The sequence below is a fragment of the Salmonella sp. 2020_1395 genome, from assembly GCF_043848115.1.
Classification (GTDB): Bacteria; Pseudomonadota; Gammaproteobacteria; order Enterobacterales; family Enterobacteriaceae; genus Salmonella; species Salmonella enterica.
Genome location: NZ_JBCMFH010000008.1, coordinates 133,442 through 148,046, shown reverse-complemented (window position 1 = coordinate 148,046; position 14,605 = coordinate 133,442). Strand labels below are relative to the sequence as shown.

General features: G+C 52.2%; 13 protein-coding genes. 1 reads left to right on the top strand and 12 read right to left on the bottom strand.

Annotation, left to right across the window (positions count from 1 at the left end):
- Nucleotides 1-9: 9 nt before the first annotated feature.
- The 9 genes from wcaF to ACH0WD_RS14820 form a co-directional block, all read right to left on the bottom strand.
- Nucleotides 10-564, bottom strand: coding sequence for a colanic acid biosynthesis acetyltransferase WcaF (wcaF, locus tag ACH0WD_RS14860; RefSeq protein ID WP_001153603.1), 555 nt, complete (start codon nucleotides 562-564; stop codon nucleotides 10-12).
- A gap of 15 nt (nucleotides 565-579) precedes the next feature.
- Complete coding sequence (gene wcaE / locus ACH0WD_RS14855; protein WP_000480130.1) at nucleotides 580-1,326, bottom strand: colanic acid biosynthesis glycosyltransferase WcaE; 747 nt, start codon at nucleotides 1,324-1,326, stop codon at nucleotides 580-582.
- Between the two features lie 12 nt (nucleotides 1,327-1,338).
- Nucleotides 1,339-2,553, bottom strand: coding sequence for a colanic acid polymerase WcaD (wcaD, locus tag ACH0WD_RS14850; RefSeq protein ID WP_000091396.1), 1,215 nt, complete (start codon nucleotides 2,551-2,553; stop codon nucleotides 1,339-1,341).
- Nucleotides 2,528-3,745, bottom strand: coding sequence for a colanic acid biosynthesis glycosyltransferase WcaC (gene wcaC / locus ACH0WD_RS14845; RefSeq protein ID WP_001023846.1), 1,218 nt, complete (start codon nucleotides 3,743-3,745; stop codon nucleotides 2,528-2,530). Before wcaC ends, wcaD begins: the two co-directional genes overlap by 26 nt.
- Nucleotides 3,742-4,230, bottom strand: coding sequence for a colanic acid biosynthesis acetyltransferase WcaB (gene wcaB, locus ACH0WD_RS14840; RefSeq protein ID WP_000888724.1), 489 nt, complete (start codon nucleotides 4,228-4,230; stop codon nucleotides 3,742-3,744). The genes wcaC and wcaB overlap by 4 nt, the downstream gene beginning before the upstream one ends.
- A gap of 2 nt (nucleotides 4,231-4,232) precedes the next feature.
- Nucleotides 4,233-5,075, bottom strand: coding sequence for a colanic acid biosynthesis glycosyltransferase WcaA (gene wcaA / locus ACH0WD_RS14835; protein ID WP_000205695.1), 843 nt, complete (start codon nucleotides 5,073-5,075; stop codon nucleotides 4,233-4,235).
- Nucleotides 5,076-5,161: 86 nt separating this feature from the next.
- Complete coding sequence (gene wzc / locus ACH0WD_RS14830; RefSeq protein WP_000137235.1) at nucleotides 5,162-7,321, bottom strand: tyrosine-protein kinase Wzc; 2,160 nt, start codon at nucleotides 7,319-7,321, stop codon at nucleotides 5,162-5,164.
- Complete coding sequence (gene wzb, locus ACH0WD_RS14825) at nucleotides 7,318-7,767, bottom strand: low molecular weight protein-tyrosine-phosphatase Wzb (RefSeq protein WP_000482226.1); 450 nt, start codon at nucleotides 7,765-7,767, stop codon at nucleotides 7,318-7,320. The genes wzc and wzb overlap by 4 nt, the downstream gene beginning before the upstream one ends.
- Before the next feature lie 5 nt (nucleotides 7,768-7,772).
- Complete coding sequence (locus ACH0WD_RS14820) at nucleotides 7,773-8,912, bottom strand: polysaccharide export protein (RefSeq protein WP_000978077.1); 1,140 nt, start codon at nucleotides 8,910-8,912, stop codon at nucleotides 7,773-7,775.
- 674 nt (nucleotides 8,913-9,586) lie between these two features.
- Here ACH0WD_RS14820 and ACH0WD_RS14815 point away from each other — a divergent pair.
- Nucleotides 9,587-11,167: a TerC family protein gene (locus ACH0WD_RS14815; RefSeq protein ID WP_000454713.1), complete on the top strand. Its 1,581-nt coding sequence runs from the start codon at nucleotides 9,587-9,589 to the stop codon at nucleotides 11,165-11,167.
- A gap of 85 nt (nucleotides 11,168-11,252) precedes the next feature.
- Here the strand turns inward: ACH0WD_RS14815 and asmA are convergent, their stop codons facing one another.
- The 3 genes from asmA to udk form a co-directional block, all read right to left on the bottom strand.
- The gene (gene asmA, locus ACH0WD_RS14810) at nucleotides 11,253-13,109 is read right to left on the bottom strand and encodes an outer membrane assembly protein AsmA (protein WP_001252258.1); all 1,857 of its coding nucleotides are present in this window, start codon (nucleotides 13,107-13,109) and stop codon (nucleotides 11,253-11,255) included.
- A gap of 38 nt (nucleotides 13,110-13,147) precedes the next feature.
- Nucleotides 13,148-13,729 (bottom strand): dCTP deaminase, encoded by a 582-nt coding sequence (dcd, locus tag ACH0WD_RS14805; RefSeq protein ID WP_001234783.1) that lies wholly within the window; start codon nucleotides 13,727-13,729, stop codon nucleotides 13,148-13,150.
- Nucleotides 13,730-13,819: 90 nt separating this feature from the next.
- Nucleotides 13,820-14,461 carry a uridine kinase gene (gene udk / locus ACH0WD_RS14800; protein WP_000132082.1) on the bottom strand — a complete coding sequence of 214 codons (642 nt, stop codon included), beginning with the start codon at nucleotides 14,459-14,461 and terminating at the stop codon, nucleotides 13,820-13,822.
- Nucleotides 14,462-14,605: the final 144 nt, after the last annotated feature.

Below are 14,605 nucleotides of genomic sequence, written 5' to 3'. Positions count from 1 at the left end.
ATAGTCCCGTTAGGGAGTAACTTTCTGAACGCGCTGGCGCGTTACCACTGCGGGATTGCCCCGACAAATCGCATTTGCCGGTAATGATTTAAATACGCTGCTGCGCGCGCCGACGACGGTGCCATGACCTATCGTCACGCCGGGCGCGACAAAAACATCGGTTGCCAGCCAACATTTTTCGCCAATAACAATCGGCGCGGCGTTAATATCGAAATGGGCGCTGGTATAATCATGGCTACCGGTACACAAATACCCTTTTTGTGAAATGACCGCATGTGCGCCAATATTAATTTCACCCAACGTATATAACACAGCGTCGTCGCCTACCCAGGCATAATCGCCGACGGTTAATTTCCACGGATAGGTAATTTTTACTGACGGTCGAATAACCACATTCTTTCCAATTTTGGCGCCAAACAGACGCAGCAAAAAGGCTCGCCAGCGATACAATATTTGCGGCGATCCGGCGAATAATGTCGCCTGTACCGCCCACCATAATTGTACTTTTAGCGCATTAGCGCCGCGGAACCCTTTCGGCACCGTAAAGCCGCTAAGATCCTGCATAATAACTCCCGGTGATTAGACTTTGTTATACCGCGCTTTTGTTTTACCCGTCGTTTTCAGACGTAATAAATAGGATAATTGCGCCCAAAATCCTGGCACACGTAATATTTTTCGCTGTACATTTTTTGCATCCTGACATAATTCCAGATTATTCGAGGTTGACACGCCGCCCATCGAAAATTCAGATACCAGTCCGTTAATTCGCCGAAAAGGATAGTCTGCTTTATAGAGACGGGCCGCCAGCGCATAATCTGAAGAGACATGATATTGCAGATCATAAGGATACTTTTTTAACGCTGCCGTCGGGAAAAATATCGCCTGATGGCTGGCTGGCAAACTATGGTAGATATAATACCCGGGTTTAGCCTTCCGGCGTATTTTATGCCCGTCGCCGAAATCCAGCAGCGCGTCGCCAATATACATCGCCTCGCCCTTTTGCCGCGCCAGTTGGCGGACAAACAGCGCGGCATCATCATGGAACGCATCCCCGGAATTAAGAAACAGGGTATAGCGCCCCTGCGCCAGCGCAATGCCTTTGTTCATGGCATCATAAATACCGCGATCCTTTTCACTGATAAAACGCAGGTTAAACTCACCGTGACGTTTTTGCAGAAATTCGCGCGTGCCGTCCTCCGAACCGCCATCCACTACGATCCATTCAAATGACAGACCCGGATCGCGCGCCAGATTGCGCAGCGAGCGCCAGGTTTTTACCACCCCTTCGTAATTGCGAAAGGCGACGGTAACGACGCTTAAAAACATGCCACCACCCCGTTATGAAATTTTTAACGCCTTGCGCAAAATGAACGGACAGACGATTAAAAAAGCATATTCCGGGCTAAATATTGAACCGGTAAAAAACAGTGACACCGGCGTAAAAAGATAGAGCTGTACCCGAAAATTGCGATTATCGCCAAACGCATTTAGCGCCATTTTTAAAACTTTCCCCATATACCACAGCATCATTAGCACTGCGAACCAGGAAAAATAAATAATCAGTAGATACAATCCATTGTCTATGGTTTTCCCGACATCCGCACCGTTAAAGATTCCGAATGATGCGACATATTCATAAAGTGAGCCAAATCTGACTACACCATCAATATGGGTCAAGGAATATCCGACCATGACTAACGGGCCCACAATACGATAATAAGAAGATGAGCCTTCCGTCCCTAAATCGCCAAGTCGTGTCGCGATATAAGGAAATGCAATAATTACCCCAACCAAAAACAGGGTTAATGAGACCAGCGCCAGTGGAAGTTTTTTCTTTATCGCATCCTTATTCAAATATTGGAACGCCCACTCCAGAAGGTAAAACAGGATAAAGGTCATTACCCCTGAAAATGATCCTGATAATATTATCCCTGCCAGAATCATAGCATCGCTTTTCGGTGTTTTGATACCAAACTGTTTGATGCTCAGCCAAATTGAGATTAGTGCCAAAGCGAAAAATGCCGGTTCAAAATAAAGCGCAGTGGTACGCTTACCGCCAAATTTTATGAAGTTCAGTACATAGCTATTACTGTAAATGAGATATTTCGAAATTCCTTCCATAATACTGCTGCCGCCGGTAAGGATAATTTGCGCCATCTCAACCGCGGCGAGCGCGACCACCATACCCACCACCAGATAAAAAAAACGCAAAATCTTTCGGTGGTTATGCGCGGAAATGGTTTTGAATCGGATACTCCAGACCATTCCGATAATGACCACAATATAGACAAACAGCATTGTGGACGTGACATATTTACCGGCATTCAGCGACTGGCCGAACAGGAAGTTAAATGCCGTAAGCCCCGCGCCGATGCCTAAGGCGATCATCAATTTTTTTACGCTAATGCGTTCCACAAATAACAGCAGCAACAGCGGTAAAAAAGTGACGATGGTAATGGGAAAGCTTTCCCCCAGTTGGGCAATCTTGACATTGACCAGTAGGTAGATCAGCGGCAGCAGCAGATAGCTACAGATTCTGATAGAACGAGACATACTCCTCCAGCATCTGTTGACCGCTGTACGCGACGCGGCTACGCATACGAAAGGCGTCCAGCGTGGCGCCAAATACCGCCTGAGCAATCTCAGGCTTACGCCGCTGCGCCAGGCGCAGTACATCTGTAGCGGCAAAGGTCTGGCCGCCGGATTTCGCCAGCACCTCCTGCGCCGCCTCGCTGTGGGTAGCGAGCACCGGTACGCCGATCGAGAGCGCTTCACACAAGATCAGCGGATAGTTATCGACCCGCGAGCTAAAGACCAGCGCATCCATCTCATTGAGCGCGCTCATTAATTTGCGCTTATCGGTTTCAAAACCGTGATTAACGACGTTTTGGCCAGTAAAAGGCGAAAATTTACCAAAGGTATGCAGTTCAATTTTTTCGCCCAGCGCCATCATGTCGTGTACCAGACGCTGGTCAGTTTTGCCGTCATAACGCAAGTCATGCGCCACAATGGCAATTCGCGGTTTGCCCGGATTCAGCGGCACAGGTGACAGCTGCGCGAGAATCGCCTCGGTCGCCAGATCGATACCGTTGTTAATAATCTGGCAGCGCCCCGCGCCATAAACGCTGTTAAAGGCCTCGGCCACGTGCTGGCTCGGTGAAATAAACCGGCAGCCCAGCCGCAGCATGTCCCGAAAGCGCTGACGTTTGCCGCCAATAAGCTGGTGCGCCCGATCCACCCTGACCGGCGGATAATTGCTTAGGGTCGGGCATTTTTGGCAGCCGCTTTTCCAGCCCTCGCAACCGTCGGTGAAGGCGCAACGCCCGGTGACGCTCCAGTGATCGTGCAACGTCCAGACCAGCGTGACGTCTGGTTTTTGCGCTTTGACTTTTTCGCAAAACGTCACGATGTCCGCCAGGTTTAGCCAGTAACTGTGGAGAACATGAAAATGCAGCACCAGCGGGCCGGATGTCTGGATAACCGTGCGGTAAAGATTGTCGAGATTGCCAAACAGATCGCGATTCAGGAAACGAAACAGCGCGATATTAGCGATTGCCGTGCCGCGCGGCGTCTGTTTTATCACCTGCGGATAACGGTGGTGGCTGACGCTTTTTTTTCCGCCTTTGCCATAACCATAGACAAAACGTGACGTCAGCCCTTTTTGCAGCGCCCGCAGATGGAGATCCAACGCCACTCCCGCCGCGCCGCCTTCCGCCAGCCGTACATTAAATTGCAGAATATTCATGTGCTGACCTTCACCCGTGCTTTTTCCCCCACCACCAGCGCATGGTCCGGAATACTGTCAAGCACCACGCTACCCGCGCCAATCGTGACGTGATTACCGATAGTAATATCGCCAAGCAGGATGACATTCGCCCCCAGCTCAACGCCGTGACCAATCACCGGACAAGCCAGGCTGTCCGCGCCGCGATTGCCAATGGTGACGCCGTGGCGAATGGTAAAATCGTCACCGGCGACGACATGTTTGTTGATCACTACCGCGTAACCATGATGGATAGTGAACCGCCGACCAATGGTCGCGGCGGCCTGGATTTCATACCCGAACAGGCATTCCGTGATCACGCGATACAGCACCAGCACCGGCGCGGCCCACAGATTATTCAGCACATTCTTTTTGCGCCAGACGGAACAAAAATGAGCGATACGGTAGGCCAGCACCATGCAACAGGGGCGTAAGCTCCAGCTATTCGCGCGTAAGTCTTCCAGCATCGTTATCGCCCCCGCAGCCCGGCCGCCAGGCGTTTGCTATTACGCACGGAGAGCAACGTCAGCAACGTGCGCCAGGTCATTCGCTTATTGCGAATTTGGTACAGGGTAAAAAGCTGGTATTTTTTACTGGCGCGATCAAATTTATCTTTGTGCTTACGATAAAAATGGAAATAGCCGGAGAACTTTTTCGGCGAAGAGGTAATCTGCATCTCGCCGTGGTTGATATGTAAAATTTGCGTCGCCTCTTCGACTTTCCACGGTTCGCCATACTCCACCACCATGCGCAGAAAAATGTCGTAGTCCTGCGCCGCCTTGAGTTCGGTATCGAACAAACACGCTTTAAAACGCCAGGCCCAGGTAAAAACCTGATTGCCAATAATATTGCGCTTGTAGAACAAGCGGCGCGAATAAGGGGATTTCGGATACAGCGGCAGGCTGGCAGGCTGAGAGTAGACCTCGCCCTCGCACACATAGTCGTTGGCATACAAAAAGGCGTGCGTAGTCAACTGGTGTTTATGGGCCAGAAACACGCTCAGACGGTTTGGCGTCCATTCATCGTCATCATCAATACCGGTAATGTAGTGCCCTTGCGCCTGCATAATGGCCTGGTTGCGAACCGCGCAAGCGCCGGTATTCCTGGCGTTATGGGTATAACGGACGCGCGGGTCGTTCAGCTCCTCAACAAATTGTTGTAGCTGCTGATAAGATGAGGAGCAATCATCCACGATGATCATCTCCCAGTGACGGTAGTCCTGACGTAGTACTGATTTAATCGCCCGGATAGCCAACTGCTGCCTGTTCCAGGTTGGCATATAAATTGAGATCAGCGGATTGTCTGTTGTCATGCTTATTCCCCAGATAGTTTTGCCGCATGGCGCTACGCTTGTCCGGCCTACAGTCACAGGCCGCGCCATCCGGCACGCCTTATTTTTTATTTGGAATCTGACTGGTATTCATACTCGTAATAGCCATAATCCTGGTAGCCCGTCGCCCGGCGGAAAATGGAGTTGAGAATGACGCCTTTGACCTGAATGCCATTCTGGTCAAAACGGCTCAGACTGGTTTCCACCTCTTTTAAAGTGTTGACGGCATAACGCGCCACCATCAGCGTCGTCCCGACGTGACGACCCACAATCGCGGCGTCCGTCACGGCCAGAATCGGCGGCGTGTCGATTAATACCAGATCGTAGCGGCTGCTTGCCCAGGCGATCAGCTCGCCGAAGCGCTCGCTCATCAGCAGTTCCGATGGGTTAGGCGGCACCTGACCGCGCGGAATAAGATCAAAATTAGCGATCGCCGTGGGTTTCGCGCAGGAGGCTATCTCGCCTTTGCCCGCCAGAATGTCAGATAAGCCGTCCACGTTATTGGTGCCGAGCAGTTCATGGGTGTAGCCCTTACGCATATCGCAGTCGATCAGTAATACCCGTTTATGCGTCTGGCTGATGACGGCCGCCAGGTTGGCGCAAACAAAGGTTTTGCCGATAGAGGGGCTGACGCCTGTGAGCATGAGTACATTATTTTGCGCCTGCATCATGGCGAAATGCAGGCTGGTGCGCAGGCTGCGAATCGCCTCAATCGCCAGATCGGTCGGATTGCCCACCGCCAGCAGTTGGCTCTGCTTATAACGCTTAATTCCTTTAATGGTTTTGACGCTATCGCGCGCTTTTTGCCATTCCGACAGCGGAATACTGGCATAGACGCTGATCCCGTGCTCCTCCAGCGCCTGCGGGCTTTCAATACCGCGATTAAACAGCGAGCGCAGCAGCACGCCGACAATCGATAACATTAATCCCAGAATAATGCTGCCGAGAATAATCAACGCCTTTTTCGGCTTCAGCACGCCCGGCTGGGTAATCGCCGGGTCAACGATGCGCACGTCGCCAACGGTGCTGGCTTCGGTGATTTTCAGCTCCTGCTGTTTATTAAGCAGTTGCATATAGACCTGCTGGCCGGACTCCACATCACGGGTCAAACGCACAATCTCCTGCTGGGTTTTCGGCATTGCCGTCACCCGCCCGTTCAGTTTGGCTTTTTCATCTTCCAGCGCTTTACGTTTTTCCAGCAGGGTGCGGTAAGCCGGATGCGCTTTGGTAAAGAGCTTGGAAATTTCCGCCTCTTTAAACGTCAACTCATTCAACTGGGCGTCGATATTAACCATCGAATCGAGCACCGCCTTCGCCTCCAGCGGTAAATCCACCGAGTCTTTATCCTGGCGGAAAGCGTTTAGCTTGTTTTCCGCCACATCCAGGCGGCTGCGGACTTCCGGCAGTTGTTTTGCCAGAAACGCCAGGCTCTTCCCCGCCTCTTCAGATTTCCGCGCAATATCCTGTTGCAGATAGTTACGGGTAATACTGTTGAGAATTTCGCGGATCTGGTCGCGATCCTCTCCCGTGAACGTCAGGCTCAGAACGCCGGTATCTTTGCCGGTTTCCGTTACGGTGAGGTTATTTTGCAGGTTATTAATCATGCCAAGCGTTGAGAATTTACTCACCGTAAATTCTGTATCAGGACGGGCGTCAATCGCCTCTACCTGCATCGTCACGCCGTCTTTATTGAGTGGCTGGCCCACAACGCCCTGAGCGCTAAATCCGCCGTCGCTAACCAACTGATAACGTTTGTCGCCCAGCACTTTGAGGGTGAAGATCTGTCCGCTCATCGTCTCTGGTCGGGTGAATGTCGTGACTTTCACCATTTCATTCTGACGTCCCATCAGCCGTTCCCACCCGGCGCCAAAGAGCGGAAAGGTGTTTTTGGTGACGGCAATATCCAGATCCAGATCGTCAACGGTCTTCCCCAGCACCAGGCGCGATCGAATGAGCTGAATTTCCGCATCGGAAGCCGGCGGCTTATTCGCTAATGCGCTGTTGATATCCTGTACCAGCGAATTACCGGCGTTTTGTTCAATCTGCACCAGCGCATCGGCGCTATAGATGGGCGTGGCGAAGAACGTATAAATTACCGCGCACAGCGCAAATATGGCCGTCGTCCCCAACACCCACCAACGCGCTTCAATCACCGTTCCGACCAGACGCCCGATATCGATTTCATCGCTACCCGTAACCGCCGCAGATTGTTTTACTTTTTCTGTCATGGTTTTCCCTGCTCTGCATTCAGTGCCTGCGCCCACTGGCGGGCAGACCTTTCCAGTAATGTGTACACCGCCTCAAACGCATCGCGGCTTTTGCGATACGGGTCCGGTATTTCACGCTCGCTGTCCCAGTGACCAAACAGCATTACCTTGCCGCGCATTTCCGGCGCAATGTCGCACAGGGCGGCGATGTGACGTTTCTCCATCGTCAGAATCAGGTCATATTCCCGGCACAGACGCGCGGAAATTTGCCTTGCGCAGTGATTTTCCAAAGACAGATTGTGGGCGCTCGCCACGCTCGCCGCCGCAGGATCGGCGCCTTTGCCGACCAGCGCGCCTAATCCGGCGGACGCAACCGTCAGCGAGGGATGAAAGCGCTTTAGCAAACGTTCCGCCGTCGGGGAACGGCAAACATTCCCCACACAGACTACTAAGATTTTGTTAAACATAACGATTACCAGGAATGAATGTCGCTGGCCGTATCCGTCATATAACGGACACCGCTAATGGTCGGCAGCAACTGATTGATCAGACGGTTCCAGCGAGCAACCGGCGCGGTCGTGACGTACACCACATCGTAAGGCTGAAGTCGGAATTCCGTCGCCATCACCAATGACGTGGCGTCAGACATATCAAGCTGGTAGATATTGGCGATCTTGCCGCCGCGTCCCCCCTCGCCTTTCAACGGACGAATCACAAAAATGCCGCTGGCGTTGGAAGTGGTCAGATCGATGCCTTCCGCATTGCCTAATGCTTCGGTGAGCGTCATGCCGCTGAAATCCATTTTGAGGGTGCTCTGTTTTTTCACTTCGCCCATGACAAAGACTTTCAGATCGTCATTGCGCGGCACATACAGGATGTCGCCAGGGTAGAGCAAGCGGTTCTGGCTAAGATCGCCATTTTGCATCAGCGCCTGTAGCGAAATGCGCTGTTCTTTGCCGTTGTGCGTCAACACGACGTTGCGCCAGTCCGCCATATCGGTCAGGCCGCCCGCAGCGTTAATCGCATCCAGGACGGTTAGCGGTACGTTAGTAATGGCCTGCTGACCGGATTTATTCACCTGGCCGGAGATATACGCTTTTTGCGAGCGGAAAGCGGCGATATTGACATCCACCTGTGGGTCCGCGATGTACTTCGCTAAACGCCCGGTAATATCGCTGCGAATCTCTGACAAAGTTTTACCGACGACGCTAACCTTGCCAATGTAGGGATAAAACATGGTGCCGTCCGGCTGTACCCAGTTGCCGGTATCGCTTGAGCTACGGTACTGGCCTGCTGGCGTGGTCAATTCCGGGTGATCCCAGACGGTGACATTCAGCACATCGCCAGGCCCGACGCGATACTGATAGCTGGCGATCTCCTGGTCCAGCGACATATTCGGTTGCGCGACATTGGGCCGCGGGCGTAATTGCTCAACCAACCGTGGCGTCAGCGGATACACATTGACCATCCGGTCGAGATCAAAGTCAGCGTCTTGCTGTTTGATCACATCTTTCCCCATCGTAGACATATTGCTGCCCGGAAGTACTGTGCAACCACTTATCAAGCTGAGCGACGCCAATAATGGCATCAATTTCATTTTGGATTTCATCATTGATTATTTATCACTTTGGCAGAGTCATTATCCTGTGCAATTTAAATAGCGGCTTCGTCCGTGCACATTTACCTTGCAGTTAATGGCAGAGAAAATTAACTGGCATCATTCTGAAAAAAAATCAATTCATCCGCAGGCTATTGACAGAATAATAAAGGCTTATATTCAGGCTTTCAGGCACGCTACCGCCCCTGGCTTCTTAGCTACCAATACACTGATTATTCTAAATTTTCGCATTCCCCTCCGATTTTATCCTCGTTCAGATAAAAATCTTCAGCGAAATAAAGGTTACGTATTAATAGTTTTCTCGATGTCGTGACAGGATATTTAAGCGCGCTATCTTAATCCTGCAAGAATTGTTGCAGCTAACCTAATGACAGGCAAGGTAACAAACCCGCCATTCTATATTTTTAAGATTAATATTAAATGAATTAACAGATGATTTTAGGATTTTATTGATGTTGACAATATTTATTTACTCCACTCCACCTGCGATATTTCCTAAATATATTCTTGACATTATTTAGTTTCTGACAGAAACATTACGGCTATTTTAAAGTTATTTTATAGCCGAGTAACAAAGATAAATTGCTCTGCGGCATTGCATTTTTCCGCCGTATTATCCATGATCGAATTGTGACAATTGTCATATTACAGAAGGTATTGCTCTTACTATGGAATGGATTGCCGATCCGTCAATCTGGGCCGGACTGGTGACGTTAATCGTTATCGAACTTGTTCTCGGCATTGATAACCTGGTCTTTATTGCCATCCTCGCTGAAAAACTACCGCCGGGGCAGCGCGACCGCGCGCGCATTACCGGCCTGATACTGGCGATGATCATGCGCCTGCTGCTGCTGGCGTCAATCTCGTGGCTGGTCACCTTGACTAAGCCGCTCTTTAGCGTACAGGCATTAAGCTTCAGCGCCCGCGATCTGATTATGCTGTTCGGCGGCTTCTTCCTGCTCTTTAAAGCCACCATGGAGCTCAACGAACGGCTGGAAGGGAAAGATAGCGCCAACCCTACCCAGCGTAAGGGGGCGAAATTCTGGGCGGTGGTCGCGCAAATCGTGGTGCTGGACGCTATCTTTTCTCTCGACTCCGTGATTACCGCCGTGGGGATGGTCGATCACCTGGCGGTCATGATGGCGGCAGTGATAATCGCCATTAGCCTGATGCTGCTCGCCAGCAAGTCCCTGACCCGATTTGTGAACAACCATCCCACCATTGTCATTTTGTGCCTTAGCTTCCTGCTAATGATCGGCTTTAGCCTGGTGGCGGAAGGGTTTGGTTTCCACATTCCGAAAGGGTATCTGTACGCGGCTATCGGCTTCTCGGTGATGATCGAGGCGCTCAACCAACTGGCTATTTTTAACCGCCGCCGTTTTCTTTCCGCTAACCATACGCTGCGCCAGCGCACAACGGAGGCCGTGATGCGGCTGATTAGCGGTAAAAAAGAGGATGCCGAACTGGATGCGGAAACCGCCGCGATGCTGGCAGACCATGACGACAGCCAGATTTTTAATCCGCAGGAGCGCAGGATGATTGAGCGGGTGCTGAATCTCAACCAGCGCACCGTAAGTAGCATCATGACGTCGCGTCACGATATCGAGCATATCGATCTCAACGCGCCGGAAGCGGAAATCCGCGCTCTGCTGGAAAAGAACCAGCATACGCGTCTGGTCGTGACGGGTGAAAATGAACAGGAAGATTTACTCGGCGTCGTCCACGTCATCGATCTGTTGCAACAATCGCTGCGCGGCGAACCGCTCAACCTGCGGGCGCTGATTCGCCAACCGCTGGTTTTCCCGGAAACATTGCCGCTGCTGCCTGCGCTGGAGCAGTTCCGTAACGCCAGAACCCATTTTGCCTTTGTCGTAGATGAGTTTGGCTCGGTTGAAGGCATTGTGACATTAAGCGATGTCATGGAGACTATCGCCGGTAATCTGCCGAATGAAGTCGAGGAAATTGACGCCCGCCACGATATTCAGAAGAACCCGGACGGTTCCTGGACAGCAAACGGCCATATGCCGCTGGAGGATTTGGTGCAGTACGTGCCGCTACCGCTGGATGAAAAACGGGAATACCATACGATTGCCGGATTATTGATGGAATATTTGCAACGCATACCGCAAACCGGTGAAGAGGTTCAGGTGGGCGATTATTTGCTGAAAACATTGCAGGTAGAAAGCCATCGAGTGCAGAAAGTGCAGTTAATTCCGCTGCATAACGGCGAGCCAGACCAGGAGATGTAACGTCTGTTCGCCTGCCCCGGCCTGCTTACCTGGCAGGCCGGAGGCGCGTTAGCCTCGCCATCCGGCACTCCTCTTTGGCCAAAAACTACAGCTTATCCAGCAGTTTCTTCACATCTTTACCGTTACGGGTATCTTTATTGCGATCCGCCCAGTCATTGAGCCGACGCTTTGCCTCATCCTGTAAATGCTTGCGCAATAACTGATCCACTTGCAGGGTATAGTTCAGTTCCTGCCACTTGCCATAGACGCGCAGCGGCACCGGCGTCTCTTTCAGGAAGGTGATCAGGTTGCTATTGCCGTTCCATCCGCCCAGCACACGCAGATTAAATTGTGTATCACAGCTCTGCTTAACCAGATCCAGCGTTCCGCTGCCGGTTAACGCCAGCATAGAAGATTGCCCGACCATGTCGTCGAGCGTCAGCGTGCCCTTATTTAGCGTCAGATCGGTCGTGAAGCGATCCAGTCGGGTCGCGTTGTCCATATTTTCCTGCGACTGCTGCGCGTCGCCGCCGCTTCGCTCTACGGCCTGCTGCACCAGTTGCTGGAAATTCATTCCTTCGAGGCGCGTATTGCTCATGTCAACATGCGCTTTTCCTTTCCAGCTATGGCGAAATGCCTCTGCGTCAATATCCGCCCCGGAGAAATCGCCAACCAGCGACATCTTACCGGTCAGGCTAATCGGATAATTGAAGGCTTTCAGGATAGTCCCAATCTCAACATGGTTGAGGCGAGGGTGGAACTCGATGCGCGGACTGGCGGTGCGGGCGTCAAGCGTGCCGGGCAGCGACATCTCTCCGTCGGCCAGTTTCCCCTGCAACTCAGTAATATCCAGCAATCCGGCCTGATTAGACATCTTCGTCGAAACCTGGGTAAAGTCCATTCCCCGCCAGCGAACTGAATCCGCCTGTAAAGCAATCTCCGCCGTAAAGCTTTGCAGCCCCTGATAAGGCGGCGCACCAACACGCGACGCGATAACTGGCCTGGTCAGGGGGAGCGTATTTTGCCCCTGCGACACCGCGCCGCCTGTCTGAGCCACGGCGCTATGATGCGGCAACAGGTTGTCCAGATTAAGCTTGCTGGACTGGAGGTCAATTTGCCATTCCGGCTGCTCCGCCAGCGTTACCTGAACGTGTCCGGTCAGAGAACTGTCATTCGCCGTTAAATTTAAATGGTTAAATGAAAGACGTTTTTGCGCCTCCTGCCACTGCGCCTGTAATTGTCCCTGCCCCTCAATCCCCTGCGCCGGTAAATCCGCGCCCTGCAATTGCCAGCGCAGTTGCTCAATACCCGCGGTTAAATTATGCGGATAATCGGAAGCATCCACCGTTCCGCTGAACGATAAAGCAAGATCCCGCTGATCGCGGTTCACGCGTCCCGAAAAATCAAACGTGCCGCGATGCTCGGCATCTTGTTCCATATTCAGACGAATATCGCGCACCGTGACCTGATCATCATTTTCATGTTGGAAAACCAGCACGCTGTCGGCAACGCGCAGGCTACGAATATCAAACGACCAGCCGCGATCTTCCGCTACGTCCGGCAAGGTATTATCTTTCGGCGCGACCGGCGCATCATCGCTGCGTACCGCTTCCGTTTGCGGCGTCAGTTGAATCACCCCGCCTTTCAGCATCACCTGCTTAACATGAAGCTGATGACTCAACAGCGGCCATAAAGCGACATCCAGGCGCATATTGTCAGCCCGCACCAGCGGTTCGCTGGCGCCTCGCGCCGTTAGCGTCATTCGCCCGGAAAGGATGCTGAGTTGCGGCCATACGTGCCAGCGCAGCGGCCCGTCCAGTTGCAACTGGTATTCACTACGCGCGGCAACCTGCTGCACCATATAGGCGCGGAAATCATTCGGATTGACCAACAATACCAACGCAGAGAATCCGGCCACCAGCACGACCAGGAGAATCATCAGCGTCGTCAGAAATCGTCTCATGCTACCCTCAATGGACCGGCAGTATTGCGCCGAATGGCTCAGTCTTTATCAATCCGGCTGGCGACAGCGCCCTGCTGATCGCGATATTTGGCATCCTGACGGCGGTTATAAGGCCGCGCCGCCGGGCCGGACAGCGGCTCAAAGCTCAGCGCGCCGATGAGCATACCCGGACGCAACGCCAGCGGCAGCTTCCCGGAGTTGTAAAACTCAAGCACAATGCAGCCCGACCAGCCGGGATCAATACGGTGCGCCGTCACATGCACCATCAGCCCCAGACGCGCCAGCGAGGAACGACCATCCAGCCAGCCCACTAAATCCGGCGGCAGGGTAACGGATTCAAAGGTGACAGCCAGCGCCAACTCGCCCGGATGCAGATAAAATGCCTCGCCGTCCGGCAAAACGATTTCATCGCTCATCACGCGATCCAGCGCCGCGCTGACCTCGTCTTTCGGCCCGCTCAGATCGATAAACGCCGCCGTATGGCCACGGAAGGTTCGAAATTTATTGCCAAGACGTACATCGACCGTCGCGCCGTTAATGCGCTCTACGGGAGGTCGCGGGGTGATAGACAAACGGCCTTCATCCAGCCAGGCTTCAATATCTCGGTCGCATAAACGCATGGCACTTTCTCCTTTCGCGCATCAAGCCCTTAAATCAAGCACATCAAGGGCTAACCAGGTTATCACTGAACGGTACACAATTCGCCAGATTTATTCAAAGAACTGGCTGATTTTCGCTTTCAGAATATCAATAGCGATGCGGTTTTTACCGCCGCGCGGCACGATAATATCCGCATATTGTTTGGAAGGCTCAATAAATTGCAGGAACATCGGACGCACCGTTTTCTGATATTGCGCCATCACCGAATCCATTGAGCGACCACGCTCGTTCACATCGCGTTTGATACGGCGCATCAAACAGATATCCAGCGGCGTATCGACAAAAATAGAGAAGTTCATCTCTTCACGCAAACGCGCGTCGGTCAGTAACAGAATACCTTCAAGAATAATCACTTTCTTCGGTTCTACGCGAACCGTTTCCTGCATACGGGTATGCTCAACATAACTGTATACCGGTAATTCAATCGCCGAACCGCGCTTGAGCGCCTGAAGATGCTGAAATAGCAGGCTGTGATCCATCGCATTCGGATGGTCATAGTTAGTTTTTACGCGTTCTTCCATCGACAGATGGCTTTGATCTTTGTAATAACTGTCTTCGGGAATAACGCCAATATGTTCGTCACCCACTTGTTCACGCAATTCGCGGTAAAGGGTACTGGCAATAAGACTCTTGCCGGAAGCCGATGCGCCAGCGATACCGATAATGACGCACTGATGAGACTGATCAGTCATAAATTTAGCGACCTGATTAACCTGGATGTAAGGAAGGGGGGCGCCGAAACGCCAAACGCGGCAATTATAGGGATTTCAGCAGCGCGATACCAGTCCGGCGCTATGCCACGGTGAATTTGTTGGCGGCGCATTCGACGTCGCGAC

Excerpts from the sequence above, each read along its gene's own strand:
- wcaB (WP_000888724.1), bottom strand. The coding sequence starts at position 4,230 with ATGCTGGAAGACTTACGCGCGAATAGCTGGAGCTTACGCCCCTGTTGC.
- wcaE (WP_000480130.1), bottom strand. The coding sequence starts at position 1,326 with ATGTTTTTAAGCGTCGTTACCGTCGCCTTTCGCAATTACGAAGGGGTG.
- udk (WP_000132082.1), bottom strand. The coding sequence starts at position 14,461 with ATGACTGATCAGTCTCATCAGTGCGTCATTATCGGTATCGCTGGCGCA.
- wcaF (WP_001153603.1), bottom strand. The coding sequence starts at position 564 with ATGCAGGATCTTAGCGGCTTTACGGTGCCGAAAGGGTTCCGCGGCGCT.
- wcaC (WP_001023846.1), bottom strand. The coding sequence starts at position 3,745 with ATGAATATTCTGCAATTTAATGTACGGCTGGCGGAAGGCGGCGCGGCG.
- asmA (WP_001252258.1), bottom strand. The coding sequence starts at position 13,109 with ATGAGACGATTTCTGACGACGCTGATGATTCTCCTGGTCGTGCTGGTG.
- ACH0WD_RS14820 (WP_000978077.1), bottom strand. The coding sequence starts at position 8,912 with ATGATGAAATCCAAAATGAAATTGATGCCATTATTGGCGTCGCTCAGC.
- wcaA (WP_000205695.1), bottom strand. The coding sequence starts at position 5,075 with ATGACAACAGACAATCCGCTGATCTCAATTTATATGCCAACCTGGAAC.
- ACH0WD_RS14815 (WP_000454713.1), top strand. The coding sequence starts at position 9,587 with ATGGAATGGATTGCCGATCCGTCAATCTGGGCCGGACTGGTGACGTTA.
- wzb (WP_000482226.1), bottom strand. The coding sequence starts at position 7,767 with ATGTTTAACAAAATCTTAGTAGTCTGTGTGGGGAATGTTTGCCGTTCC.
- wcaD (WP_000091396.1), bottom strand. The coding sequence starts at position 2,553 with ATGTCTCGTTCTATCAGAATCTGTAGCTATCTGCTGCTGCCGCTGATC.
- dcd (WP_001234783.1), bottom strand. The coding sequence starts at position 13,729 with ATGCGTTTATGCGACCGAGATATTGAAGCCTGGCTGGATGAAGGCCGT.
- wzc (WP_000137235.1), bottom strand. The coding sequence starts at position 7,321 with ATGACAGAAAAAGTAAAACAATCTGCGGCGGTTACGGGTAGCGATGAA.